This is a genomic window from Sphingomonas sp. Leaf28, from assembly GCF_001421685.1.
In the GTDB taxonomy this organism is placed as follows: domain Bacteria; phylum Pseudomonadota; class Alphaproteobacteria; order Sphingomonadales; family Sphingomonadaceae; genus Sphingomonas; species Sphingomonas aurantiaca.
Genome location: NZ_LMKX01000009.1, coordinates 472,402 through 498,750 on the forward strand (window position 1 = coordinate 472,402; position 26,349 = coordinate 498,750).

Below are 26,349 nucleotides of genomic sequence, written 5' to 3' on the forward strand. Positions count from 1 at the left end.
CAAGTTGACCGTGTTTTCTAAGTCCTGATCTCGTCGATAAAGGACTTAGGCATGCGGTATCTTACGCTGGTTGCTCTTCCGTTGCTGGCCATGAGCGCGTCTCCCGTGCTGGCCAAGGGCTGTATCCGCGGCGCGGCGGCGGGCGGCGTCGGCGGCCATTTCGTCGGCAAGGGGCATGCGGTGATGGGCGCCGCGGTCGGGTGTGCCGTCGCGCATCACCATTATGCCAAGCAGGCCAAGGCGGAGAAGGCACGCGCACGCACTCACGGCTGAGCGAGCATCTCCTTAAGTCGTGTCAGTGGATCGCCGTGATCACGCCATCCTATGGGCGCGGTACGGCGATCCTCGACCGCAGCAGCGTGACGAAGCGGTCGAGCCGGCAGGGCGACGCACAGCCTGAAATAGTGAGCGGCGTCACGACGACGTCGGCCTTCAACACGCGGATCGCGGCCAGCGGTTGCACGCGGTAATATAGCCGGACGAACCGCTCCCCCGATCGCGTGTCGCGCAACCGCTCGACCACCAGCGCGCCGCCGGGTGCGATGTCGTTGCGGGCAAAGCCCGGCGCATCGAGATCGACGTGCAGCGCGGCGGCCAGCGCCGTTACATTGGTATCGTGGCCGACCATCACGTCGAGGCGCGGGGCGCTCCGCGCGGTGAGCGTTTCGATGATCCGCTGGCCGAGAACCGAGGCCTGATGCGCCGCCATGTAGGGCGAGCGCGTGAACACATCGAACAATGCGGCGTGCACCGCACCGACCTGCGCGATCGTCGCGGGATTGGCGCGGCCCCATCCGACCTGGCGGCGGGGCATGCCCTCGGCCTCTTCGAGCAGCAGGACCTGCGCGGTCCCCGACGCGGCGCGGATCGGGCCCGACAGATCGATGCCGTGCCCATCGGCCGATGCGCTAACGGTCGCAGGCGTAACCGGGCTGCACACGCCAGCCTCACAGCCGAGCACGGTGTCGATCCGCGCGAGTGCCGGGCGATGGCGGGCGACGAGCGCGTCCATCCCGCCGGTATGGCGATCGATCGAGGCGATCGCCTCGCGGGGCACGAACGCGGTCGCGCGCGCAGACAGCGGCTCGAAGATCGGGTCGGTCTGGCCGACGGGGCGGTGGCCGACCGCGACGTGACAGCCCGGGGCGAACCCCTGCACATAGGCCTCTCCGCTCGCGATCGTCCGGCTGGCGGTGTTGGTCCATATCCGGATCGAGCCCGGCACCGGGCAGCGGGCGAGCCCGAGCGGGGCGAGCCAGCGACGGTCATGCCGCCCGAGCAACCGCATCGCGGCGGCGCCGTGCGGGGTCACCTGTCCTTCGGGGACCGGCCAGGTCGGCCAGGGTTGCGCGGTCCGCGTGGAGTCGGGCACTTCGCCCGCCAGCGGCGCGCGCACGCCGTGCCGCATCAGCATCACGACCCGCTCGAGCCGCAGGTCGCGCGGTAGCGTGCGCGCCTGAGTCACGGCCGGAATGATCGACAGCGACAGGCCGATGGCGGCACGGAACGCGGCCGATACGGGAGGGAGAGCGGGCATTATACGGGTCCTGGTTCGATAGAGGGCGGCGCACGCCGATCGCCCCCTAGGCACCGCGGGTGTCACTGGCGTGACACCGTCGTCGCGATAGCGCTTCCCATCGCTTGTCCAACCACTTAAGCGCCGCGCATCCCCGGGGGGCCGCTGATGCGCGGCTGAGAGGTGGGCTGCAGCCCATGACCCGCTGAACCTGATCCGGCTGATACCGGCGTAGGGAGGGTCTGCGGCTGGCCCGTCGTCCCTCCGATTGGAGTGGACGTGACGTTTTTCAGTATCGGTTTTCGCTCGTGATGTCGGCCTCTTGCGACCGCAGGCGGTCGGCGCGCATCGCATTGATGCTGTCGGCGGCGTTCGTCGCCTCGTCGGCCGCGGCGCAGGTCGCGCCCGACCCGGTCGAACCCGCCGAGATCCGGGTGGTCGGCAAGCAGGATTCGGCCGGGTTTCTGCCCGACCAGAAAGTGCCGCGCGCGCAGAGTGCGATCTCCGCCGACTTCATCGTCAAGCAGGCGCCGACGCTCAATGCGTTCCAGCTCGTCACGTTGCTGCCCGGCGCGAATGTCGCGTCGAGCGATCCCTACGGCCTGTCGACCAGCTCCAGCCTGACGCTGCGCGGTCTCGGCCAGGACGAGATCGGCGTGCTGATGGAAGGCGCGCCGCAGAACGACATCGGCTATTATTACGCCTATCCCTCGCAGTTTGCCGACCCCGAGAATTTGAAGCGCATCTCGATCGCGCAAGGCTCGGTGGACATCGATTCGCCGACGCTGGGTGGCGCGGGCGGGCTGTTGTCGCTCGCGCTCGACGATCCGAAAGCGCGCCCCGGTGCGCTCGTCGACCTGTCGCTCGGCAGCTATGCGGCGCGGCGCGGCTTCGTTCGCGTCGACAGCGGTACGATCGGGCAAACCGGGCTGAAGGCCTTCCTGTCCTATTCGAACACCCGCGCGGACAACTGGCGGGGGCCGGGCTTCGACACGCGCCAGCACATCGACGCCAAGATCCTGAACGAGTGGGGCGCGGGCAACCGGGCCAGCCTCGCGCTGTCGTATAACGACGCGAACACGTCGAGCTATCCCAGCCCGACGCTCGCCGAGTGGACCGCGCAGGGGCGCGGGTTCAACTATGATGCGCGCTACACCGCTGGGAACACCAACTACTGGCGGCTGTACCGCGCGCCGTTCCGCAACCTCTACGCCTCGGCACCGGTGCATCTCGCGCTGAGCGACCGGCTCGCGTTCGACACCACCAGCTATCTCCAGTTCGGCTATGGCAACGCGCCTTATGGGACTCAGCTGACCACGGAGGGGAATTTCCTCGGCACCGAGGCACTGGCCCAGCCGATCGCGCTGCCCGGCGCGGTCGATGGCGTCGCGACCGTGCTCGGCAACTATACCGGCGACCAGATGCGCGCGGGCACCGTCGCCAAGCTCACGCTGAAGACAGGCGTTCACACGCTCACCGCTGGCCTCTGGTTCGATTACGGCACCGACCGCGTCACGCAGTCCTACACGTCGATCGATGCCGAGGGGCAGCCGACCGACCGATGGGGGTACCGCGCAAAGGCGATCCGCACCGCCGACGGCCGCCTGCTCGCCTATGAGAACCAGCGTACCGTCACGGTGACCAAGAGCGTCTTCCTCGCCGACAGCATCGCGCTGACGCCGCGGCTGACGATCGAGGCGGGGTTCAAGGGCGTGAGCGTGCTGCGCAACGGCCGGACCTATCTGCCCGGACCGCAGGACGCGGTGCGCAAGGACAGCTTCGCCGCGCTGCCCCGCGCCGCGATCCACTACCGGCTCGACGATCGCCAGCAGCTGTTCGCCAACATTACCACCAACTTCCGCACGCCCAACGAATTCACGCTCTACAACAGCTATTATGGCGGCGCGGTCGTGGTGCAGGGGACCAACGACCTCAAGAACGAATATTCGGTCTCGCAGGAGATCGGCTATCGCTTCATCGGCGAGCAGCTCTCCGCCTCGGTGACCGGCTTCCACTACAAGTTCCGCAACCGACAGCTTGCGACGGTGATCGATAATGGCGGGGCGCAGGTCAACACGACGATCAACGCCGGCGGGCAGACCTCGTACGGGGTGGATGCGGAGATCGATTACCGCCCGGCGGCGGGGGTCAGTCTCTATTTGTCGGGCGAATATCTGCGTGCGCGGATCGACGACGATCTGCCCGTCGGTGCGGACTTCCTGCCGACCCGCGGCCGCCGCGCGGTGTCCAGCCCGACCGTCCAGTTCGGCGCGGGCGGCACCTATGACGACGGCCGGTTCTTCGGCAGCGTCGCGTCGAAAACTATCGGTGCGCAATATGCGAGCTTCATGAACGACGAGCGGATCAAGGGCTATGCGACGCTCGATCTGTCGGTCGGCATGCACCTGGCGGACTGGCTCGACGGCAAGCGCACCGACCTGCGAGTCAACGCGATCAACGTCACCGATCCGCACGTCCTCGCCGGCGTACAGTCGGTCAGCACCAACGCGCAGGACACGATCGGGCGCAACGGCACCGTCATCGTCGGCACCGCGCCCGCTTATTATGTCGGCAGCGGCGCGGCGGTGATGGCGACGATCTCGCGGGCGTTCTGAGATGGTAGCGAACCCCGCGCGCGTCCCTGAGCCCGAAGACCACCGAGTCCACGGCATGGGCACGGAGTGGGAGGCGCCCACCTGGCCGGCGATCACGCCGGACGAGGCCGCTGCGGTGCTCGCGCGCTTTCCGGCGGCGGGGGCGGTGACCGGGCTGCACTGGCATTCGCCGCGGCCGTTTTCCGCCGCCACGCTGGTCCAGACAACGCGCGGGCCTTTCCTGCTCAAGCGTCACCATCATCACGTCCGCACGCGCGAGGGGCTGGGCGAGGAGCATGCGTTCATCGCCCACCTTGCCGCATCGGGGCTGTCGGTGCCCGACGTCCTGCGCGCGGCCGACGGGGCGAGCGCCGTGAAGGTTGGCGACTGGTCGTACGAACTGCATCGCCAGTCGCCCGGCGCGGACCTGTACCGCGACCGGCTGTCGTGGACGCCGTTCCTGTCGCGCGATCACGCGCATGCGGCCGGCGTGGCACTCGCGGAATTGCACATGGCGGCTCGCGGTTTCGATGCACCGGCGCGTCGCCAGCAGCCACTGGTCGCAAGCTTCGGCATCGTTCCGGCGGCGGACTCCATCGCGGCGATGAGCGCCTATGTCGCCGCGCGGCCGGCAGTGCGCGCGTTTCTCGCGGGTCGGCCGTGGCAGGCGGCGTGTGCGAGGCTGTTTGATCAGGCGGGCGCGGACCTGCCGGCGCTGATGGCGCAGCAACCGCCGCTCTGGACGCACAACGACTGGCATCCGTCCAATCTGCTCTGGAGCGACGACGGGACGGTGCGGACCGCGATCGACTTCGGGCTCGCGGATCGCACGACCGCGGCCCACGACATCGCGACCGCGATCGAGCGGACCGCGATCCGCTGGCTGGACCTGGGGCAGGGCAACGACGATGCGATCGGCGATCCCGTGTCGGCGCTGTCGCTGCTCGACGGCTATGCGACGATCGTGCCGCTGGGGCGGGCCGATATCGACGCGATCGTCCGGCTGCTGCCGCTCGTCCATCTCGAATTCGCGCTGTCGGAGGTCGATTATTTCACTGCCGTCGTCGCCGATCCGGCCTCGGCTGCGATGGCGTGGGATGGCTATCTGATCGCGCATGCCGACTGGTTCTTCGCACCCCCCGGGCGGCGCTTCCTGCGCGGGATCGAGCGCGCATGACGCCGTTCGAGATCGTCGCCGTCGTCGTCAGTTTCGCCGGAATCTGGCTGACGGCATCGCGGCGGATGCTGTGCTGGCCGGTCAGCCTCGTCGCCTGCGCGCTGTACTTCAAGCTGTTCCTCGACGTCCGGCTCTACGCCGACATGGTGCTGCAGGCGCTGTTCGGGATCGCCATCCTCTATGGCTGGATCGCCTGGGCGCGCGGCAAGGACGATGCGGGCGAGGTCGTCGTCGCGCCGCTGCGGCCGATGCGGGCGCTGCTGGGACTGGCGGCGGGCGCGGCGGGGGCGGTGGCCATCGGCTGGTTCACCAGCCACTATACCGATGCCGCGCTGCCCTGGATGGATGCGGGGCTCAGCAGCTGCAGTCTCGTCGCGCAATATTGGACCGCGCGCCGGCATGCCGAGAGCTGGCTGCTGTGGATCGGCGTCGATACGCTGTATGTCGGGATGTTCCTGGTCAAAGGGCTCGCGCTCACCGCGGGGCTGTATGCGGCGATGATCGTGCTGGCGGTGATCGGCTATCGGCAATGGCGACGCGCATCGATCGATGCCGGGCGAACAGGGGCTGGCGACACGGTTGCCTGACAGCGGCGAGCATGCTCGACTCCGACAAATATAAGACGTCGAAGAGGATGCCGCGATGACCGACCCTTGCCAGTGCGGCCCCTCGCGTCGTCATGTCCTGACCGGCGTTGGCAAGGCGGCGTTGCTCACGGGCATGCTGGCCGGGTCTGCGGGAACCTATGCCGCAGCGCCCGACGCTGCCCCGCGGATCCCGGTCGCGGCGCTCAAGCCCTTCGACCTGGCCGACGTGACGCTGGGCGAGGGGCCGTTCCTGCAGGCGGAGCGCAAGACGTCAGCCTATCTGCTCTCGCTCGAACCCGACCGGATGCTGCACAATTTTCGCGTGAATGCCGGGTTGCCGCCCAAGGCCAGCGTCTATGGCGGCTGGGAGTCGGATCCGGTCTGGGCGGACATCAACTGCCAGGGGCATACGCTCGGCCATTATCTGTCCGCCTGTGCGCTCGCCTATCGCTCGACGGGGGACCGGCGGTTCAAGGCGAGGATCGAGCATATCGCGCGCTAGCTCGCCGCGTGCCAGGCGGCGTCGGGTAGCGGGCTGGTCTGTGCGTTTCCCGACGGGCCGGCCGTGGTGGCGGCGCATCTGCGCGGCGCGCCGATCACCGGGGTTCCCTGGTACACGCTGCACAAGGTCTTTGCGGGTCTGCGCGATGCCACGCTGCTGGCGGACAGCGACACCGCGCGCACCGTCCTGCTGCGGCTCGCCGACTGGGCGGTGGTCGCGAGCCGGCCGCTCGACGCGGCGCAGTTCGAGTCGATGCTCGATACCGAGCATGGCGGCATGAACGAGGTGTTCGCGGACCTGTACGCGATGACCGGCAGCGCCGACTATGCCGTCATGGCGGAGCGGTTTTCGCACAAGGCGATCCTCGCGCCGCTGGCGCGGAGCCGCGATCATCTCGACGGGCTGCACGCCAATACGCAGGTCCCCAAGATCATCGGCTTCCAGCGCGTGTGGGAGATTACGGGAAAGGCGGACTATCGCGATGCCGCCGCGTTCTTCTGGAAGACGGTGGCGCTGACCCGGTCGTTCGCGACCGGCGGGCACGGCGACAACGAGCATTTCTTTCCGGTCGCGGAGTTTGCCAGCCACGTCTTCTCGGCGAAGGGATCCGAGACCTGCTGCCAGCACAACATGCTCAAGCTCACGCGCGCGCTGTTCCTGCACGATCCGCAGGCGCACTATGCCGATTACTACGAGCGGACGCTGTATAACGGCATCCTCGCGTCGCAGGATCCGGATACGGGCATGGCGACCTATTTCCAGGGCGCGCGGCCCGGCTATATGAAGCTGTACCACACCCCCGAGACGGCGTTCTGGTGCTGCACCGGCACGGGGATGGAGAACCACGTCAAATATCGCGACTCGATCTATTTCCACGACGATCGCGCGCTGTACGTCAACGCGTTCGTGCCCTCGGCCGTCCGGTGGAGGGAGCGCGACGCGGTGCTGACGCAGACGACGACGTTCCCCGATGAGCCCGTGACGCGGCTGCGCTGGACGGTGAAGCGGCCGACCGACATCGTGCTCAAGCTGCGGCATCCCGGCTGGAGCCGTGCGGCGATCGTGCTGGTCAACGGGGTCGAGGTGCTGCGGTCGACCGCGCCCGGCCGTTACCTCGATATCGCGCGCGTCTGGCGGAACGACGATGTGGTGGAACTCCGCCTGGACATGCATCCGGTCGCCGAGCGCCTGCCGGGGGCGCCCAACATCGTGGCGTTCACGGTGGGGCCGCTGGTGCTGGCGGGCGCGTTCGGGCGGGACGGGCTGGCGCCGGGTGCGGACATCATCGTCAACGAACGCAAATATGGCGAGTATAATGCGGAGCCGTTCGCGGCGCCCAAGCTGGCGGGCGATCCGGAGACGCTGGCCGGCGCGATCCGCGCAGGCGACCGGCCGCTCGAGTTCACCATCCCCTCTGCCAGCGGACAGCCGGTGCGGCTGATCCCGTATCACCGCATCGCGCATGACCGCTATGCGACCTATTGGGACGTCGCGCCCGCGGCGACTTGATCTCCCGCGGCGGACCGGCTGGATCACAATATTACGCTACGTAACCCGACTGTCTTGGAACGTTCGTCCAAATGACGCGGATGAGACCTAGTGGCGCCGGGAGTGGCGGCGTTGCCACCGGGGAATATCATCGATGCATATGGGTAAAGGTCTGTTGCTGGCCTCGGTTTCGCTTGTTCTGACATCCGGCGGCATCGCCGTGCAGGCGCAGGATCGCCCTACAACGACCCCAGCGACGTCCGCTCCCGCTACGACCGCGACCACCGACGAGACCGGCGAGATCGTCGTCACGGGCAGCTACGCCCGCAGCCTGCGCGCCGCGACCGAGACCAAGCGTCTCGCGGCGTACGGCGTCGACTCGATCAGCTCGACCGACATCGGCAAGTTCCCGACGCAGAACGTCGCGGAGGCACTGCAGATGATCCCGGGCGTGACGATCACGCGACCGCGCGGCGAGGGGCTGTATGTCAGCGTGCGCGGGCTGGGGCCGCAGTTCCAGAGCACGTTGCTCAACGGCAGCACGGTCGCGCTGAACGACCTGATCGAGAATGGCGGCGCGAACGGTCGCCAGTTCCGGTTCGAGATGCTGCCCGCCGAGTTCACCTCGAGCATCGACGTCGTCAAGACGCCGACCGCGAACATGACCGAGGGCGCGCTGGGCGGCAATATCGACGTCAAGACATTCCACCCGCTCGACGTCGGCAACAAGACGACGCTCAACCTGCGCGGCACCTATACGAGCCAGACCGACAAGGTGAAGCCCAACGCGACGGTCATCACCAGCGCGACCAACGCGAGCGGCACGTTCGGCATCCTGGCGGGCGCGCAATATTGGCAGAAGGCGGTCCGCAACGATCGCTTCCTAAACTTCGGGTGGAACCTCAACAAGTTCACCGCCCCCGCCTCGGGCGGGCTCGCCGCCGGTCTCTACACGCCGACTCGCACGCGGCCGACGATCGAGACGGAGGATCGCAAGCGCATCTCGGGCATGGTGTCCGCGCAGTGGAAGCCGAACGCCGAGTTCGAGACGACGCTCGACATTCTCGCGACCCGGCTCGACGTCGCCTATGACGAATTCGGCCTCGACATCTATCCCGACGATGCGAGCGTCGCGGGGCATCGCCCGGTGATCGTCCCCGGCAGCGTCAAGCTCGACGGCGATACGGTGGTCGCTGCGACGATCAACGATGTGCGTTTCATGGCGTCGCGCGAGTACAGCCTCAATCGCCACGACCTGCTCAACATCGGGCTGCGGCAGACCTGGGATTCGGATGCCTGGCATGCGTCGGGCGCGGTGAACTGGTCGAGCGCGCACAGCTATCACCCGAACTACAACGAGGGCACGGTACGCAGCCGCGCGATGTTCTTCGCGCCGCTCACCTATGACGGATCGGCCGGGTACAAGACGATCCCGACCTTCACGACGCCGGTCGACGCGACCAATCCTGCCAATTACCAGCTATACCAGTTCAATATCGCGCCCAAGGACAGCAAGGACTGGGACTTCTATACGCGTGCCGATCTGTCGCGTGATTTCGTCGGGTTCGTCACCAAGCTGGCGGCGGGGGGCGAATATCACTGGCGCAAGCGCGACTATTTCCGGCGCGATTTCAACGTCACCCCGGCCGCCAACACGCCGCTCTCGTCGCTGGGGGCGGGCGCCTATGAACAGCTGCCGTACGACGACTTCCTGAAAGGCGTGGCGGGTAACACGGTGCGCCAGTTCCTCGTCCCCGTGACGCAGGCCTATCTCGACGCGTTCTTCACGCCTGCGGTCCAGGGATCGCCGCTGACCGCGGGCGACCTCCGCTCGTCGTTCGTCGTGAAGGAGAAGATCTGGGGCGCCTATGCCCGCGCCGATTACGGCTTCGACGTCGGCGCGGTGCCGGTCACGGGCAATATCGGCGTGCGCTACGTCCATACCGATCAGGTCGCGAGCGGCACACTGACGACGGGCAATGTCGCGACGCCGGCCAGCTTTCCCAAGACGTTCAACAACTGGCTGCCGAGCTTCAACCTGCGCGCCGAGCTGACGCACGACTTGGTCGGGCGCCTCGCCGCGAGCCGGGTGCTCACGCGCCCCAACGTCACCGACAGCGCACCGCGGATCACCGTGTCGACCGACGCGCCGACCGCGAGCGGCGGCAACCCGCAGCTGGTGCCGTTCCTCGCCACGCAGTTCGACGGATCGCTCGAATGGTATTTCAACCGCGCGGGGTCGCTGACGGGTGCGGTGTTCTACAAGGCGATGGACGATTACATCACGCAGCAGAACGTCAATATCGACATCCCCGGTCGCGGCACGGTGCTGCTGTCGACGCAGGTGAACGGCGGCGACGCGAAGGTCTACGGCGTCGAGGCGGCGTATAACCAGGTGCTCACCTTCCTGCCCGCACCGTTCGACGGGCTCGGTGTGCAGGCGTCCTATACGCACACCTCGGTCAAGGCGAGCTACACGGCGGGCGCGCGGCCGATCCGCGACGAGCTGATCGGGCTGTCGAAGAACAGCGCCAACATCACCGGCTTCTACGAGAAGGGGCCGATCTCGACCCGGCTGTCCTATGTGTGGCGCGACCGGTATCTGTCGGGCACCGGCAGCACGACGCAGGCGCCGGTCTATACCGCGCCGTTCGGATCGCTCGACGGCAACATCTCGGTCAAGGCGAGCGATCGGGTGACGGTCAGCCTGGAGGCGATCAACCTGTCGGGCGCGCATCTCTACACCTATAACGACAAGGACGTGCGGTTCGGCGAGATCAACTATTGGGGGCGGACCGTGTTGTTCGGCGTGCGGGCGGAATTCTGATGCGGTTCGCACGTCTCGCGCTGCTCGCCGCGCTGTCGATCGGCGGCTCGACCCAGGCCGCCAAACCCGATCGCGCCCCGGCCCGGATGAACGACGTCCAGGTCGTCGGTTCGCACAACAGCTTCAAGGCCAGGATCCCGGATGCGGTGATGGCCGAGCTCAGGCGGCGCGATCCGAAGACCGCGGCGGCGCTCGATTATTATCATCTGCCGCTGGACGCGCAGCTCGACCGCGGCGTGCGGCAGATCGAGATCGACATCTTCGCCGATCCCAAGGGCGGGCGCTATGCCGATCCGAAGGGCGAACGGCTCGCGCAGGCGGCAGGCGAGACGACCGCGTTCGACCGGGCGGCGATGCTGCGACCGGGGTACAAGGTGTTCCACGTCCCCGACATCGATTACATCTCGACCTGCGTCACGCTGCGGCGGTGCCTCGGCGTGGTCGATGCGTGGTCGCGCGCACATCCGCGGCACTTGCCGATCATGATCACGATCAACGCCGCCGATACGCAGGCCTCGGCGCAGGTCGCGGCGCCGTTGCCGCTCGACGATGGAGCGCTGCTCGACTCGCTGGACCGCGAGATCCGGCAGGCGATACCGGGGCGGCGGCTGATCGTTCCGGACGAGGTCCGGGGCAGGGCGGCAACGCTGTCCGCCGCAGTCCACGAGTCCGGATGGCCGACGCTGGAGGCCGCACGGGGGCGGATCTACGTCCTGTTCGACGTCCGTCCCGCGGTCTCGAATGTCTATCGTGCGGGGCATCCATCGCTGCGCGGGCGCGCGATGTTCGGCTGGTATCCCGATGGCGAGCCCGAAAGCGCGATCCAGATCGTCCAGGATCCGCTGGTCGACGCCGCCAGGATCCGCGCCTGGGTGAAGGCCGGCGTGATCGTCCGGACGCGGACCGATGCCAACACCGTCGAAGCGCGCACGCACGACCTGACCAAGGCGAAGGCGGCGGCGGACAGCGGCGCGCAGGCGGTCAGCACCGATTATTATCCGGGCGCACCCGATCCGCAGGCGTTCGGCTTCGCGGTCACGCTGCCCGGTGGTGCGATGGCGCGGTGCAACCCGGTGCTCGTTGCGACGCCGTGCTCGGTCGCACCCTGACTGCCGCTGCCGCGCTCTCGCCACCCCTCCGATGACCGTCTAAGCGTCGGCGATCATGGAGGATGAACGCGTGACGGTCGAACTGTACGGAATTCCGAACTGCGACACGATGAAGAAGGCGCGCAGCTGGCTCGACGCGCACGGCGTCGCGTACGTCTTTCATGACTACAAGAAAGAGGGCGTCGCCGAGGATCGGCTGCGGCGTTGGGTTGGCATTGCCGGCTGGGAGGTGGTGCTCAACCGCAGCGGCACGACGTTCCGCAAGCTGCCCGAGTCCGAGCGCATCGATCTGGACGCCGATCGTGCGGTCGCGCTGATGCTGGCGCAGCCGTCGATGATCAAGCGCCCGGTGCTCGAAGCGGGGGAGACGCTGCTGGTAGGCTTCACGCCCGAGCGGTATGACGCAGCGGGGCTGGGTCACGCTTGAAGGAGATTGGAATGCCTGTCGCTACATGGAATGGCCACGAGATCGCCCGGTCGGACGATACGGTCGTCGTCGAGGGCAATCATTATTTCCCCGCGGACAGCATCGATGCGGCGCTGCTGGAGGATAGCGCGACTCACTCGAACTGCCCGTGGAAGGGCGTCGCGAGTTACAAGACGCTGGTCGTCGACGGAAAGCGCAACGTCGATGCGGTCTGGTATTATCCCACGCCGAAATCCGCCGCGGCGGAGATCGAGGGACGCTATGCGTTCTGGAAGGGCGTGACGGTCGCCTAGGCCGCTATCGGGCCGGCGATCCTCCCCACTCGAGGGAGGATCGTCGGCTCAGATCAGACCGCGCCCGAGAACGTGTCGCACTGCGCAGGGTCGCCACTGTCCAGCCCGCGCTTCAACCACGACTGGCGTTGCGCCGACGAGCCGTGCGTGAAGCTGTCGGGCACCACGCGGCCCTGCGATTGCTTCTGCAGCGTATCGTCGCCGATCGCCTGCGCGGCGGTCATGCCCTCCTCGATATCGCCTGCCTCGAGCCGCGACCGGTTCGCCGCCGCCCAGACGCCCGCATAGCAATCCGCCTGGAGTTCAAGCTTCACCGACAGCGCATTGCCCTCGGTCTCGCTGGCCTGGCGCTGCGCCTGCTGGACCTGTGCGTTGGTACCAAGCAGCTTCTGGATATGATGGCCGAACTCGTGCGCGATCACATAGTCCTGCGCGAAGTCGCCATTAGCCTTGAAGCGGGTCGAGAGCTCGTTGAAGAAGCTCGTGTCGAGATAGATGCCCTGGTCGGTCGGGCAATAAAACGGCCCCATCGCCGACTGCGCCGCGCCGCAACCCGATTGGCCGTTGCCGTCGAAGAAGACGAGCTTGGGTGCTTCGAAACGCTGGCCGTTCTTCTGGAAGATCGCCTCCCAGGTGTTGTCGGCCGAGCTGAACGCGTTGCACGCGGCCTTGCTCTCGGGCGTCAGGTTGCAGCTCGATGTCGTGTTGGTGCCCGCGCGCGGCGAGCCGCTCTGCGTGGTCGGGGCGGAGGACTGGCCGCCACCGAGCAGGCCGCCGAGCCCGCCCATGCCGCCGAACACCGCCATCAGGATCAGCACGACGACGATGCCGCCGCACCCGAAGCGGCTCCCGATCATCGGCAACAGCCCCATCAGCAGCCCGCCGCCACCGCCAAAGCCGCCGCCGCCGCCGCCCGAGCCGCGCTGGTCCTCGACGTTGATATTCGGATCGTAATCGTCGAGCCGCATGAAAATGCCCCTTTTCGTTTCTGCTTGGGAACGAAATGCGCAAGGTGGCGCTAGAGTTGCACGGCAGCACGATCAGCTGCGCCAAAGCGATGGGGGGAGTGCGCATGTTCCTGAAGGGCAAGACCGCGGTCATCACCGGATCCACCTCGGGGATCGGACTGGCCTATGCCAGGGCGTTCGCGGCCGAGGGCGCCGCGGTGGTGCTCAACGGCTTCGGCGATGCAGCGGCGATCGAGGCCGATCGCGCGGCGCTCGCGCGGACCAGCGGTGCGGCGGCGCTGTACGATCCGGCCGACATGACGAAGCCCGACGAGATCGCCGCGATGGTCGCGCGCGCCGCGTCGGAAACCGGCAGCGTCGACATCGTCGTTAACAACGCCGGCATCCAGCATGTCGCCGGGATTGCCGACTTCCCGATCGACCGGTTCGACGCGATCATCGCGATCAACCTGTCCTCGGCGTGGCACATGATGCGCGCGGCGGTGCCGCACATGCGCGCGGCGGGCTGGGGACGGATCATCTCGACCGCGTCCGCGCATTCGCTGGTCGCGAGCCCGAACAAGTCCGCCTATGTCATGGCCAAGCACGCGATCGCCGGGCTGACCAAGACGATCGCGCTCGAGACCGCGACCGACGGCATCACCGTCAACTGCATCTCGCCCGGCTATGTCTGGACGCCGCTGGTCGAGAACCAGATCCCCAACACGATGGCGGCGCGCGGCCTCACTCGCGATCAGGTGATGAACGACGTGCTGCTCGCAGCGCAACCGACCAAGGCATTCGTCACGCCCGAGCAGGTCGCGGCGTTCGCGCTGTTCCTGTGCCGCGACGAGGCCAAGGCGATCACCGGCGCGAACCTGTCGATGGACGGCGGCTGGACGGCCGCCTGAATATCCGCGTTTTTGTACAGAGGATCAGCGACGATGCGGACCTGGCTGAAGACTGTAGCGGGCAAGAGGCTCGTGACGTACGGATCGATCGCCGTGGCCATCGGGTCGGTCGGGGCCGCGCCTGCTTCCGCTCGCGATAGTCGCGACCGCGACATGAACTGGCGGCGCGCCGCGACCGAGGCGGATCGTGGCCGGCTGCGCGGCTGGCGCGCGGCGTGGGTCGCGGCGCTGCCGCAGGTCGACCCACGCGAGATCGCGCGCGATCCGGTGCTGTTCAACCCCGATCGCTCGCTCGTCGATCCGCTGCCGCCGGAGGGTGCCTATCGGTGCCGGACGTTCAAGCTCGGCGCGCGCTCGGGAATCGGCCCGACCTTCATGGCGTCGGGCTGGTTCGCCTGCCGGATCGGTACGGCGCAAGGCGAGTCGGTGGTCAGTCTGACCAAGCTCGACGGGTCGCAGCGTCCGGTCGGCACGATCTATCCCGACACCGATGCGCGCGCGATCTTCCTCGGGACGATGCAACTCGGCGATGAAAAGCGGCCGATGTCGTATGGCCGCGATGCGAACCGCGACATGGCGGGGCTGATCGAGCGGATCGCCGAGCGGCGCTGGCGAGTCGTGCTACCCTATCCGCGCTTCGAATCGGTGCTCGACGTGGTCGAGCTCGTCCCCGCGGATTAGCGCGTGGTGACCGGCACCGGTGGCGTGGCGGTCGTCGTCACGATGCCGGGCACGGTCGACGGGGCCTGCGCCGCCGCGATTGCCGGTGCGACGGGGCCCAGGCTCGCGAGATAGGCCTTGCCGTGCATCTCGACGGGGGTGACCCGCCCGGCATTGTCGGCGAGGACCGCCTTCAGATAGGATCGCGGCTTCTTCATCAGCTTGGGCTGATCGAGCGCGGTCAAGCCGACCAGTCGCGCCGCCTCCTTGACGAAATGCACGCAATTATGGTCGCCGAGCCGATAGACGCTGTCGGGTTTCCCCTCGCTCCACGCGTCGACGAGCTGCAGCACCGCAGTATATTGCGCGTCGGTCATCACGACCGAGAACTGCGCGTCGCTGCCCGCAATGTACGTCGGCCGGGCGATGTCGAGCTTCCCCGCGACCGGGCCCATCAGCAACGCGGGTGAAACCGACTTCGCGGTGAAGCCGAAATTCGCATCGACCGGTGCACCGCCCGCATCGGGCACGCCGCGCAACGTGAAGAACGCGTGCGGGAAGCTGTTGCCGAGCTCGTGGCTCCAGAATGTGATCGTCACCGCCGCTTGCGCGGGCAGCGCGTATCCGACGCAAAGGCAGAGCAGGGCGATCAGGCGTAGGAGCGGTTTCATGCGCGGATGCTATCGCCGAATCTTCAATCTTGCCAGTAGGATGCGTCTGATTTGGATCAGCTTGGCGTGGTAGTTTTGCCGGCAGCGCCCGTCGCCGTCGTCACCGGGGCGAGCGTCGCGTTTTCGCGCTTCTCGGGGCGGATATAGATGGACGACAGCGTCGGTACCGCGGCGCGGAGTTCGTCCTCCATCGTCTCGATCATCGTCTCGCCATTGCCCATCGTCACCGCATCGTCGAAATCCGCGCTGATCGCGGCGAAGATGCTGTCGGGCGCGGTATGGATCGTGCGGACATGGTTGACCGAGATGATCGCCGGATGCGCCGCGACGATCCGGCGGATCGTGGCGATGATTGCGGGATCCGCGCGCTCCCCGATCAGCAAGCCCTTCGATTCACGCGCGAGCAGCACTGCGACGAGCGCGAGGATCACGCCGATCGCGATCGAGGCGGCGCCGTCGATCCGCGGCTCGTTGAAGGCGTGGCTCGCCCAGATGCCGATCCCGGCGATCACCAGCCCTGCCAGCGCCGCCGAATCCTCGAACAGCACGATGAAGCCCGCGGGATCCTTCGACCGGTGGATCGCGTCCCACCAGCCCATGTCGCCCTTGGCCTTCGCAAACTCGCGGACCGCGATCGTCCAGCTGCTGCCCTCGAGCGCGAACGAGATCGCCAGCACGACATAGTTGATCGTCGGGCTGGTCAGCGGTTCGGGCTCCTGGATATGCCGCCAGCCTTCGAAGATCGAGACGCCCGCGCCGATCGCGAAGATCAGGAGCGCGACGACGAACGCCCAGAAATACAGCTCGCGGCCATAGCCGAACGGGTGCGCCTCGTCGGCGGGGCGCTTGGCCTTTTTCTGGCCGTAGAGCAGCAGCACCTGGTTGCCGCTGTCGACCACCGAGTGAAATCCTTCGGTGAGCATCGACGACGATCCGGTCAGCCCGGCGGCGACGAATTTCGCCACGCCGATCCCGAGATTGGCGGCGAGGGCGCCGTACAGGACGATGTCGTCCTTGATGCGAGCGGTCAGTGTCTTGGCCATCGCGCCGTCCTACACGAGAGGGCCCGGTTGGAAAGGGGCGGTTTCGTAACGGGTTGGGGTACGTGGTCGGGCGCGAAGATCACGATCATTCGGGTCGATCGCTTTACCCCCCCGTCATCCTGACGAAAGTCAGGACCCAGAGCCACAAACGCTGGCGCTCGTAACCCTGGGGCCTGACTTGCGTCAGGATGACGGAAGAGGCGGGCAGGGCGCCCTGCCGGAAAACGAGAAAGCCCGCCGGTGGACGAACCACCGGAGGACCTCTTTCCTCCCCAGGAAACGGTGTGAAACGGTCAGCCAAGCCGGCCGAGGCGGTGGTACAGCGCACTCATCCGCATCAGCCGGGCGTCGTCGATCGAGGTCTTGCTGATCATCTCGCCGAGCACTTCCTTCATCAGCGCGAAATCGTTGGTGGAGAAGACGGCGCGGGCGCGGGGTTGTTCGGTGGTCGTCTGCATGGCTTGCCTCCTTCGATATAGGGCCGGTGGATCGGCAGGGCTCGCGCGGTTGCCTCCAAGGCACCGGCAAGATCACTTTGTCTCTCTCTTTACAGTATCGGTGTGCCGAGAGAGGCGATGCACGATCAATAGCGGGCGATGCCGCGGGGTTGGAAGGCGGCATCGCACTGCACCAGCGTCGCGATGTCCACCCTCCTTGTATATCGCGTGTCGAACTGTAAACATCGTGACAGGAGGCTTTGCGATGGCGGAACGGAAATTGCTGGCGGGGCATGCGATCCGGCGGTTGCGGCGCGGGGCGGGGCTCACGCAGGCGGCGATGGCCGACCGGCTCGCGATCAGCCCGAGCTATCTCAACCTCGTCGAGCGCAACCAGCGGCCTGTCTCGGCGACGTTGCTGATCAAGCTGGCGGAAAGCTTCGACTTCGATCCGCGCTCGCTGACCGCGGCCGAACCCGGTGGTGGCGCCGACGCGCTGCGCCGGCGGCTGGCGGACCCGATGTTCGCGGATCTCGAGATCGACCGCAACGAGGTCGAGGAATGGCTCGCCAGCGCGCCCGGCGGCGCCGCGGCCTTCGCGCGCGTGTTTGACCGGATCGACGGCGGCGCGGTGGTCGAGGCGGGCGACGACCCGGTGACTCTCGTCCGCCGCGAGATCGAGCGTTGGCGCAACCATTTCGCCGATCTCGACGCGGCGGCCGAGGCGCTGGCGGATGAATTGCGGCTGGGCGCGGGCGACCTGTACGGCGCGATCGCCGAGCGGTTGCGCGCCAAGCACGGCCTGACGATCCGGGTCCTGCCCGCCGACGTGCTGCCCGATATGTTGCGCCGGCTCGATCTGCATGCGCGCCAGTTGCAGCTGAGCGAGATGCTCGACCCCGCCTCGCGAACCTTCGCGGTCGCGTTCCAGCTCGGGCAGATCGAGGCGAAGGCGGAGATCGACGCGCTGGCGAAAGGCGCGGGCTTCACCGATCGCGCCGCCGAACGGCTGTATCGCCGCCACCTGCTCGGCTATTTCGCCGCCGCGCTGATGATGCCCTATGCGCGGTTCCTGCGCGGCTGCGAGACGACCGGCTACGACATCGAGCTGCTGCAACGCCGGTTCGGCGCAGGGTTCGAGCAGGTCGCGCACCGGCTGACGACGCTTCAACGAGTCGGCGCGCGCGGTCTGCCCTTCTTCATGATCCGGATCGACCGCGCGGGGCAGGCGTCGAAGCGCTATCCCGGCGCGAGCGGCGCCGCGCTGGTCGAGGCCGACGGGCGCTGCCCCTTGTGGCGGCTGCATCACGCGTTCGACCGGCCCGGCAGCCTGGTCGTCCAGCTCGTCGAACTCGAGGACGGCGCGCGCTGGCTGACGATGGCGCGCACCGTGACGCCGCAGGGCAGCCGCTACGGCGCGGTCCATGCCGAATTCGCGATCGGCCTGGGCGTCGCGGCGTCGCAGGCGGGCGAACTGGCGGCGGCGAGCGGGTTCGATCTGGCGGGGCGGGCGATGCCGATCGGCCTTGGCTGTCGCGCCTGTTTCCGCAACGACTGCCCGCAGCGCTCGATCGCCCCCGCCGGCCGCGCGCTGCTGATCAACGAACGCGAGCGGCGGACATCGGCGCTGACGTTCGCCGGCGACTGATACCGGGCGGCAGGCCCGTATCGCGCGAAGCATCGGTTGGCGCGGTGCCCCCTTTCCGCTATATCTTCGGCTCGCGATGCAGAAATGGTAAGCAAAGAACATGCGCCTGATCAACATAGACTGGACATCGGACTCGGCGATCTTCCTGATCACTATGTTTGTTGTCATCGCGACGACGCTGATCATGCTCGAAAAGCTGTTTCCCAAGAAGCGAGACAAGCGGCGACGCGCCGCGCGCCACCTGCATGAGATCATCGACTAGGCGGGATGGTCGGCGCGGCCGGCGGTCGGTCGCGACTGCCGGCGGGCGCCGTGGTGCGGCGTGCGTTGACGGGCCCATGGCTTCGCAATAGCCCATGGCGATGATGGTTGCTTTTCGGCCCGCCTTTGAACGTACGACGCGACGCTACGCTTTCGCAAGGATAGCGCATGCCGCAGCCTGATCGGTACGACGTGCTGATCGTCGGTGCGGGCCATGCCGGCGCGCAGGCGGCGATCGCGTTGCGGCAGCGCGGGTTCGAGGGGACGATCGCGCTGCTCGGCGACGAGGCGTCATTGCCTTATGAGCGCCCGCCCTTGTCGAAGGAGTATCTGGCGGGGGACAAGCCGTTCGAGCGTACCCTGCTGCGCCCGGCTTCGTTCTGGAACGATCGCCTGATCACGCTGCTGCCGGGGTGCGCCGTCGTCGCGGTCGACCCCGCCGCGCATCGGGTGACGACCGCCACGGGGCACGCCATCGACTATGGCACGCTGATCTGGGCGACCGGCGGCGTGCCGCGGCGCCTCTCGTGCATGCCGCCTGCGCTCACCGGCGTACACAGTGTCCGCACGCGCGCCGATGTCGATCGGATGATCGCGGAGATGCCCACGGTCGATCGGGTCGTCGTGATCGGTGGCGGGTATATCGGGCTCGAGGCGGCGGCCGTGCTCACCAAGCTCGGCAAGCAGGTCACGGTGCTGGAGGCGCAGGACCGCGTGCTGTCGCGCGTCACGGGCGAGGCGCTCTCGCGATTCTACGAGGCGGAGCACCGCGCGCACGGCGTCGAGATCCGGACGGGTGTCGCGGTGGCGGGAGTCGAGGACGCCGCCGGCGTGGTCAGCGGCGTCCGTCTCGGCGATGGCGAGGTCTTGGCGTGCCAGATGGTGATCGTCGGGATCGGTATCGTCCCCGCGGTCGCGCCGCTGCTGGCGGCCGGCGCGGCGTGCGTCGGTGCGGACAGCGGCGGCGGCGTGCGTGTCGATGATCGGTGTCGCACGACGCTGCCCGACGTCTTGGCGATCGGCGATTGCGCCGCGCACGCCAATGCGTTTGCGGGCGGGCGCGTGATCCGCCTGGAATCGGTGCAGAACGCCAACGATCAGGCGACGATCGTCGCGAAACTGCTCACCGGGACGTCCGAGGCCTATCACGCGGTGCCGTGGTTCTGGTCGAACCAATATGATCTGAAGCTTCAGACCGTCGGGCTATTGTCGGGATATGACCACGCGGTCGTGCGCGGCGATCCGGACAGCCGCAGCTTCTCGGTCGTGTATCTCAAAGAGGGCCGGGTCATCGCGCTGGACTGCGTCAACCGGGTCCGCGATTACGTGCAGGGTCGTGCGCTGGTCGCCGGAGCGGTCGCGGTCGAGCCGGCGCTGCTCGCGGATCTGTCGATCGACCTCAAGACGCTCGGCACTCCCGCAGTCGAACGCTGACGTCAGCGTTCAGGCCATCCAGCCCCCCGTGAACCCCGCGCGTTGCAGGCCGCGGCGGATATGCGGGTTGCGCTGCATCGTCGACCAGACGAGGCCGGTCCGCCAATTCTCCATCATGACGACGATCGCGCCCTGGTCGATCCCGAGATAATCCGTGTCGACCCAGCCCAGGCGGGGGTCGATGCTGCCATGCTTCAGCGGCGCCGACGCGGTCGTCAGCGTCGGGTTGAACGAGTCGAGAAAGCCGTATTTACCGTAGATCTGCGCGCCGTACTGGCTGTGCATCGTCTCGATCGCGCGCCGCGCCAGCTCGGGCTCGAACGCGATCGAGGCGGCCGCGGCGGTCGGCGCCAGCGTGCCGTCGTCGCGGTCGTCCGGCCCGCGCGCGGCATAGCTGAAGAACTCACGCTTGCGGCCGCCGATATCGGTGGTGAAGTCGCCCGGGCCGTCGCAGGCGGTCAGGCCCCAGATGTCGGGGCCATAGCCCGTCCACCCGCCCGGATTGGCGATCGAATAAGCCCGCTGCGCACGCACCGCACGGCGGCTGTTCTCGAAATAATCGATGCCCTTCTTCGCCATGTAGCGATCGCGGATGCCGCGGAAATCGATCCAGCAATGGCTGTATTGATGGACGAACAGCGGCGCGAAATGGATATGGGGCTCGCCCCATTTGTCGGTCCACTGCCGGTCGAAGCGATCGGTCCACGCGTCCCAGGTTTCCGCGGGCAAGGCATGCGTCGGCGATCCCAGCGCCAAGACGTACAGCAGCAGCGCCTCGTTATAGATGTTCCAGTCGTGCGGGATGAACCCGCTCTCCGGGTGCCAGCCCATCGACAGGAACGGCGGGCGCGGCATGATCCAGGCCCAGTCGATCGCCGCATAGAGCTGGTCCGCGAGCGTGCGGATCCGAAGTTCGCCCGGGTGATCCGAATCGAACCAGCTCTGCGCGAACAGCACGCCGCCGATCAGCAGCGCGGTGTCGATCGTCGACAGTTCCGCGCGCGCGAACCGGTGGCCCTTGGTCGTGCCGAGGAAATGGTAAAACAGGCCCTTATAGCCGCTGTCGTCGCTCTTGCTGTCGCCCTGCGGCGCCGCGGCGAAGAATTCGAGCGTGGCGAGCGTCCGCGTGCGTGCCTCGTCGCGCGTGATCCAGCCATTGACCACGCCGATCGGATAGGCGGTCAGCGCGAACCCGACCGCGGCGATCGATGCGAAGGACGGCGTCGGCCAGCGATCCGGGGCAAGCCCGGTCGCGGGGTCAGTCGTCTCCCAGAAGAAGCGGAAACTGCGCTGGTGGAGATCGGTGAGCAGCGCGGTCGGCAGCGCGGTGCCACTGCTGGTCCCGGTACTGCCGGTCGGGCCGCCGAGCCGGATGGGCGAAGGCATGGCACAACCGGCCATGAGTCCCGCCAGGCCCAGCGTCGTGTGGCCCAGCAACTGCCTGCGATCGATCATGACGTCCTTTGGTTACTGATACGCGAAGGGACGCGGGACGCAGCCGGGCTGCGTCCCGCAAGCATGCTAGAACGAGAAGCCCGCCGACAGCTTGACCGTGCGCGGCGCATTGCCGCCCGTGCTGTAGGTCGATCGCTGGCCGTAATTCGGATCGAGCGGGCTGTTGTTGAAGTCGGTGTAGTTGCGGTCGTTCATGACGTTCAGGATATCGAGCCGCATGCGGACGCGCGTCTGATCGGTGATGAAGCCGAGCGGGACGTATTTGGTGAACGCGAAGTCCAGCTGGCGTCGACCCCAGAGATCGCCGAGGCTATCCGCCTGCCGGCCGACCAGCTCGCGTGAGAACGGATCGGACCGGTCGACGAACGCCTTAAGATAGATGGGCGATTCGATCTGGAACTTGGTCGAGATCGTCACGCCGATCGGCGTGTCGACGCTGCCCGCGATCACGAACCGGTGCCGCGGCACGCCCGACGAGCGCAGCATCGGGTAATCCGAGAGCTGCGCATAATCGAGCAGGTACGTGTCGCCGAACTTCCCCGTCTCGTCGGCCTGCGTGTAGGTGTAGGTCGCATCGATGCTCCACGGCGACGCTGCCGAATAGGTCTTGGTCAGCTTGAAATAGACCGCGTCGGAGTTGGTCTTGAGGCCGTTGGTGCCAAGGATGATCGAGCCATAGCCGTTTGGCGAGAACGAGAAGGGCGACTGCGGCACGTCACCCGGATCGGCAGGATCGTTGAAGAAGAACGATCCGTCGGGCCGGCGATTGCCGAGCAGGAAGGCGAACCCGTCCTTGCTCTCGATATGCGTATAGCCGACCTCGAGTTCGACCGGCGAGAACCGACCGCGCAGGCCGAGGCTGAACTGGTCCGAATACGGCACCTTGAGGTCGTTCTTGAGGAAACGGAACTCGCGCCCGCCGCCAATGGCCGTGCTGGCCAGCTGCTGGCGTCCCGCCGCGGTCAGATAGACCGGATCCCACGCGATACACGTCTGGCTCGGCACGCAGGGGTTGAGCGAGTCGTTGCCGATGAAGTTGAACGTGCGGACCTGGTACGCGCCCTGGCTGGCTTCCTGCTGGAGGAAGTCGAACTGGTTGCGGTCATACGACCGGCCATAGCCACCGAACATCGAGAAGCGACCTGCATCGTCGAAGCGGTAGGTGAAACCAAGCCGCGGCTGCCACGCGCCCTTGAACGCCTTCCGGTTGTTGCCGTTCGAGATATAGTCGTTGATGTCGTAGTCGGCGCCGTTGAGGTTGGGATAGTTTTCGGGTGATACCGCCGTGATGTTCTCGGCCGACGTGACGTAGTTCAGATAGGACGGCGTGCGCTCGTAATCCCAGCGCAGGCCAAGGTTCAGCGTCAGGTGGCTGGTGACGTCCCAGTCGTCCTGCGCATAGAAACCGATCTGGAAATTGTTCGACCGGACATTGGCCTGGCCCGCCGCCCCCGTCGCACCGAACTGAAGCTTGTACGGGAGCGTATCGTTGAACGCGACGCCCGGGATCGCGTTTACGTCATAGGTGTATTCCGGGTTGGTCAGGTTCTGCTCGAGCGTGTTGAGCTTGACCCACTTGGCCTTGGCGCCGACCTTGATCGTGTGCCCCTGGAATCCGGTGAACGTGAAATCGTCCTGGATCGTCCAGCCCTTCTGGCCCTTGGTCTGGAAGTTGCCGCCGCCACCGGCGCGGAGCAGGTCGGTGCGCTGGATGCCGTTGCCGATGCGCTGCGTGGCCTGGAAGAACTGCGTGTTGCCGTCGGTCGAAGGGGTCGGCGCAAACAGCGCATCCTCGTAGGAGAGGCGCGCGTCGTTGATCCACTTGTCGCCGGTATGCTGCCAGCGGAGCAGGCCGCGCTTGTCGACGACCTTGTTCAGCGTCGACGTGCTGGCCGCGTTGATTCCGGTCGCGTTCTGCAAGCCGGATTCGTTGCGATACTTGCCCGACAATTCGATCAGGTCATTGTCGGTCGGCACGATGTCGATCTTGGCGAAATACAGGTCCTGCTTGAACCGCTGCGCGAACGTGCCGAAATTATCCTGGTATTGCTGCGGGATGGACGAGATCGGATAGCCGTTCTCGGGCCGCACGTCGTACGGGCTGGAGATGCGCTTGCCTTCGTAGGTGGCGAAGAAGTGCGCCTTGTCCTTGATGATCGGGCCACCCAGCGCCGCGCCGAACTGCTTGTTGCTGGTGTCGACCTTGGGGATCGTGGTCGGGAAGATCTCGCTCGGGCGACGGTCGCGCAGATTCTGGTTGGTGAAGTCGTAAAAGCCCTCGCCGTGGAATTCGTTCGTCCCCGACTTCGTCACCGCGGTGATCGCGACCGAGCTGACCTGGTCGAACTCCGCCTTGTAGTTCGACGACAGCACCTGATACTCGCCGATGCCGAGCTGCGGGAACGGGTTGCCGGGCGAGGAATCCTGGCCGGTGATCCCGTTCTTGAGGACGTAATCCTTCTGGCTGACGCCATCGATGAAGACGTTGACGGTGCGGCTGTCCTGCGCGCCGCCCTGGATGCGCGATGCGCCGCTCGCGTCCTCGATGAAGCGCACGCCCGGCGCCAGATCGGCGAAGGCGAGGAAGTTGCGGTTGTTCTGCGGCAGCTGCTCGATCAGCCGCGACGAAATGACGCTGCCGACCTGGCCACCGGCGAGCGAGCGGATACGGTTGCCGGTGACGACGATCTCGTCGCCGGCGGGGGCCGCGCCCGTCGCGGGCGCATCGGCATCGGGCGTGGCAGCGGGTTCGGCGCCGGTGGTCGCCGCGGGTGCCGTTGGCGCCGACAGGTCGAGATCGAGCCCGGCGACCTGACCGACGCGCAGCGTGAACGCGTCCGAATTGCGCGTGCCGTTGCGTTGCTTCATCTCGAGGCGATAGGTGCCCGCGCGCAGCGACGCGAAGTTGTACGCGCCGTTCGCCTCGGCGGGCACGGTGCGCCGCAAGCCGGTCGAGATCTCGACCGCCGTCACCTCGACGATCGGGTTGTCGGCGGGTGCGGTGATCGTGCCGCGCAGCGACGCCTGGCCGACCTGCGCCACCGCCGGCGTCGGCGCGAACAGCAGCCCGCTCGACAGCGCCGTCATCGAGACGACCGCCGCGCGCAACATCATCCTGGTCATGAATATTCCCCTTTTCCCGATTGTTCGGGTGTGTTGTTGTGGACGTTGGAAAGAGTGTGGTCGGTGCGCGCTGGGCCGGTGGACTCGCGCACCATCACGACCGGGACGCGCTGCTCGATGCTGCCATCGTCCTCGCCGGCGATCGCCTTCACCAGCCGCGCGACCGCGCTGGCGCCGAAGCTGGCAATGTCGATGCTGGCCGATGTCAGCGACGGCGAGATGAGCCGGGTCAGCGGAATATCGTCGAAGCCCGCAATCGCAATCTGGTCGGGGACGACGATCCCCGCGCGCCGGAACGCCATCATCGCGCCGATCGCCATCATGTCGTTCGCGGCGAAGATCGCGTCGATGTCGGTGCCTTCCGCGATCAGCGTCGCGGCGGCGGCGGCGCCCGATGGCTCCCTGAAATCGCCGGGCAGCACGCGAAGCGACAGGCCCGCGCGCGCGCACGCATCCTGCGCGCCGCGAAGTCGCTCGTCGGCATCGATATTGCCCGCCGGCCCGGCGATATGGACAAGCCGGCGCCGCCCGCTCGCGATCAGGTGCTCGACCACCGCCGATGCGCCCGCGACATTGTCGATCCGCAGTTCGGCGCGACCCGGCTGTCCCGGCGCGCAGTTCAGGAGGACCGCGGGCATGTCGCGCGGCAGATGCGCGAGCAACTCGTCCGCCGAAACCTGCGGCGCCATCACGACCAGCCCGTCGACGCGGCCGCGCATCGCGTGCAGCGCCGCGACGCCGCGTTGCGCATCGCCGTGCATCACCATCATCATGCAATACAGCCCGCGCTCGGACGCCTCGCGGTCCATGCCGCGCAGCAATTCGGAGAAGAACTCGCCGTGCAAATCGGGGACGACGACGCCGATCATACCCGACCGCGCCGAACTGAGGTGGCGCGCGGCGGCGTGAGGGACGTAGCCGAGCCGCGCCGCGACGCTTTCGATGTGCGCGCGCAGTTCGGGGCGGACGTTGCTGTGCCCGTTCATCGCCCGCGACACGGTCGCAACCGACACCGCGGCTTCGCGGGCGATATCACGGATCGTGGCGTGCGGCATGAAGCGTCAGGGTCCCCTCTGGCACCGGTGTTGCTCACTGCAACCGGCATCTTATTCTTGATGTAACCGGTTACATGATCCAGAAGCGGTGATCAAGAACCTTGCGACGACCGTCCTTTCGGGGGATCGCTACAGGCATGGACAAGGGTGAGCGGATGACGGTGGCAACGAATTCACGACGGGA

The 26,349-nt window shown here is 67.1% G+C and carries 22 protein-coding genes, 1 pseudogene and 1 riboswitch; of the genes and pseudogenes, 15 read left to right on the plus strand and 8 right to left on the minus strand.

The genetic code is table 11. The annotated features are described in order from the left end of the window. Positions 1-51: 51 nt before the first annotated feature. Entirely contained in the window at positions 52-273 is a 222-nt protein-coding gene (locus ASE79_RS15355) for a hypothetical protein (RefSeq protein WP_056418389.1), read from the plus strand. Between the two features lie 49 nt (positions 274-322). Here the strand turns inward: ASE79_RS15355 and ASE79_RS15360 are convergent, their stop codons facing one another. Then, the gene (locus tag ASE79_RS15360) at positions 323-1,537 is read right to left on the minus strand and encodes a histidine-type phosphatase (RefSeq protein WP_056418391.1); all 1,215 of its coding nucleotides are present in this window, start codon (positions 1,535-1,537) and stop codon (positions 323-325) included. A gap of 124 nt (positions 1,538-1,661) precedes the next feature. Next, positions 1,662-1,771, plus strand: a riboswitch (TPP riboswitch). A 56-nt stretch (positions 1,772-1,827) separates the two neighbouring features. Here ASE79_RS15360 and ASE79_RS15365 point away from each other — a divergent pair. The 9 genes and pseudogenes from ASE79_RS15365 (at position 1,828) to ASE79_RS15400 (ending at position 12,520) form a co-directional block, all read left to right on the plus strand. Then, positions 1,828-4,131, plus strand: coding sequence for a TonB-dependent receptor (locus ASE79_RS15365; RefSeq protein ID WP_056418394.1), 2,304 nt, complete (start codon positions 1,828-1,830; stop codon positions 4,129-4,131). 1 nt (position 4,132) lies between these two features. Next, a complete protein-coding gene (locus ASE79_RS15370; RefSeq protein WP_056418397.1) occupies positions 4,133-5,287 on the plus strand; it encodes a phosphotransferase enzyme family protein in 1,155 nt (384 codons plus the stop codon). Beyond that, positions 5,284-5,874: a nicotinamide riboside transporter PnuC gene (gene pnuC, locus ASE79_RS15375; protein WP_056418400.1), complete on the plus strand. Its 591-nt coding sequence runs from the start codon at positions 5,284-5,286 to the stop codon at positions 5,872-5,874. Before ASE79_RS15370 ends, pnuC begins: the two co-directional genes overlap by 4 nt. A 133-nt stretch (positions 5,875-6,007) precedes the next feature. Then, positions 6,008-7,222: pseudogene (locus tag ASE79_RS21975) on the plus strand (beta-L-arabinofuranosidase domain-containing protein); the annotation flags it as partial. Continuing rightward, positions 7,211-7,885: a hypothetical protein gene (locus ASE79_RS21980; protein WP_323755140.1), complete on the plus strand. Its 675-nt coding sequence runs from the start codon at positions 7,211-7,213 to the stop codon at positions 7,883-7,885. The pseudogene ASE79_RS21975 and the gene ASE79_RS21980, both read left to right, overlap by 12 nt. 133 nt (positions 7,886-8,018) lie before the next feature. Further along, entirely contained in the window at positions 8,019-10,691 is a 2,673-nt protein-coding gene (locus tag ASE79_RS15385; protein ID WP_200910391.1) for a TonB-dependent receptor, read from the plus strand. Beyond that, positions 10,691-11,800 carry a Ca2+-dependent phosphoinositide-specific phospholipase C gene (locus ASE79_RS15390; protein WP_056418403.1) on the plus strand — a complete coding sequence of 370 codons (1,110 nt, stop codon included), beginning with the start codon at positions 10,691-10,693 and terminating at the stop codon, positions 11,798-11,800. The genes ASE79_RS15385 and ASE79_RS15390 overlap by 1 nt, the downstream gene beginning before the upstream one ends. Positions 11,801-11,870: 70 nt before the next feature. After that, positions 11,871-12,227, plus strand: a complete 357-nt coding sequence (locus tag ASE79_RS15395; RefSeq protein ID WP_056418644.1) for an ArsC family reductase — start codon at positions 11,871-11,873, stop codon at positions 12,225-12,227. A gap of 11 nt (positions 12,228-12,238) precedes the next feature. Continuing rightward, positions 12,239-12,520, plus strand: coding sequence for a DUF427 domain-containing protein (locus ASE79_RS15400; RefSeq protein ID WP_056418405.1), 282 nt, complete (start codon positions 12,239-12,241; stop codon positions 12,518-12,520). Between the two features lie 53 nt (positions 12,521-12,573). Here the strand turns inward: ASE79_RS15400 and ASE79_RS15405 are convergent, their stop codons facing one another. Then, positions 12,574-13,488 carry a neutral zinc metallopeptidase gene (locus ASE79_RS15405; protein WP_056418409.1) on the minus strand — a complete coding sequence of 305 codons (915 nt, stop codon included), beginning with the start codon at positions 13,486-13,488 and terminating at the stop codon, positions 12,574-12,576. 104 nt (positions 13,489-13,592) lie between these two features. On the opposite strand from ASE79_RS15405, the gene ASE79_RS15410 reads away from it, so the two are divergent. Together ASE79_RS15410 and ASE79_RS15415 are read left to right on the plus strand one after the other, a co-directional pair. Beyond that, the gene (locus ASE79_RS15410) at positions 13,593-14,378 is read left to right on the plus strand and encodes a 3-hydroxybutyrate dehydrogenase (RefSeq protein ID WP_056418647.1); all 786 of its coding nucleotides are present in this window, start codon (positions 13,593-13,595) and stop codon (positions 14,376-14,378) included. Positions 14,379-14,411: 33 nt separating this feature from the next. Continuing rightward, positions 14,412-15,059: a DUF4893 domain-containing protein gene (locus ASE79_RS15415; protein WP_082445342.1), complete on the plus strand. Its 648-nt coding sequence runs from the start codon at positions 14,412-14,414 to the stop codon at positions 15,057-15,059. Here ASE79_RS15415 and ASE79_RS15420 read toward each other — a convergent pair. From ASE79_RS15420 to ASE79_RS21460, 3 genes are all read right to left on the minus strand, one after another. Further along, entirely contained in the window at positions 15,056-15,709 is a 654-nt protein-coding gene (locus ASE79_RS15420) for a hypothetical protein (RefSeq protein WP_056418411.1), read from the minus strand. The two genes, ASE79_RS15415 and ASE79_RS15420, sit on opposite strands and share 4 nt — an antisense overlap. A gap of 56 nt (positions 15,710-15,765) precedes the next feature. Beyond that, positions 15,766-16,752, minus strand: coding sequence for a cation diffusion facilitator family transporter (locus tag ASE79_RS15425; protein WP_056418414.1), 987 nt, complete (start codon positions 16,750-16,752; stop codon positions 15,766-15,768). A gap of 293 nt (positions 16,753-17,045) precedes the next feature. After that, positions 17,046-17,210, minus strand: coding sequence for a hypothetical protein (locus ASE79_RS21460; protein ID WP_167398800.1), 165 nt, complete (start codon positions 17,208-17,210; stop codon positions 17,046-17,048). A 244-nt stretch (positions 17,211-17,454) separates the two neighbouring features. Between ASE79_RS21460 and ASE79_RS15430 the strand changes: the two genes are divergently transcribed. The 3 genes from ASE79_RS15430 to ASE79_RS15435 all read left to right on the plus strand — a co-directional run bounded on the left by ASE79_RS15430 (position 17,455) and on the right by ASE79_RS15435 (position 20,532). After that, positions 17,455-18,837 carry a helix-turn-helix domain-containing protein gene (locus ASE79_RS15430; protein WP_056418417.1) on the plus strand — a complete coding sequence of 461 codons (1,383 nt, stop codon included), beginning with the start codon at positions 17,455-17,457 and terminating at the stop codon, positions 18,835-18,837. A 100-nt stretch (positions 18,838-18,937) separates the two neighbouring features. Further along, the gene (locus ASE79_RS21060) at positions 18,938-19,099 is read left to right on the plus strand and encodes a hypothetical protein (RefSeq protein ID WP_156359718.1); all 162 of its coding nucleotides are present in this window, start codon (positions 18,938-18,940) and stop codon (positions 19,097-19,099) included. 167 nt (positions 19,100-19,266) lie between these two features. Next, positions 19,267-20,532, plus strand: a complete 1,266-nt coding sequence (locus tag ASE79_RS15435) for an NAD(P)/FAD-dependent oxidoreductase (protein ID WP_056418420.1) — start codon at positions 19,267-19,269, stop codon at positions 20,530-20,532. Positions 20,533-20,541: 9 nt separating this feature from the next. Here the strand turns inward: ASE79_RS15435 and ASE79_RS15440 are convergent, their stop codons facing one another. From ASE79_RS15440 to ASE79_RS15450, 3 genes are all read right to left on the minus strand, one after another. After that, a complete protein-coding gene (locus ASE79_RS15440; RefSeq protein WP_056418423.1) occupies positions 20,542-21,987 on the minus strand; it encodes a glucoamylase family protein in 1,446 nt (481 codons plus the stop codon). A gap of 66 nt (positions 21,988-22,053) precedes the next feature. Continuing rightward, positions 22,054-25,110 carry a TonB-dependent receptor gene (locus tag ASE79_RS15445; RefSeq protein WP_235516960.1) on the minus strand — a complete coding sequence of 1,019 codons (3,057 nt, stop codon included), beginning with the start codon at positions 25,108-25,110 and terminating at the stop codon, positions 22,054-22,056. Beyond that, positions 25,107-26,165 (minus strand): LacI family DNA-binding transcriptional regulator, encoded by a 1,059-nt coding sequence (locus tag ASE79_RS15450; protein ID WP_056418427.1) that lies wholly within the window; start codon positions 26,163-26,165, stop codon positions 25,107-25,109. The genes ASE79_RS15445 and ASE79_RS15450 overlap by 4 nt, the downstream gene beginning before the upstream one ends. Positions 26,166-26,349: the final 184 nt, after the last annotated feature.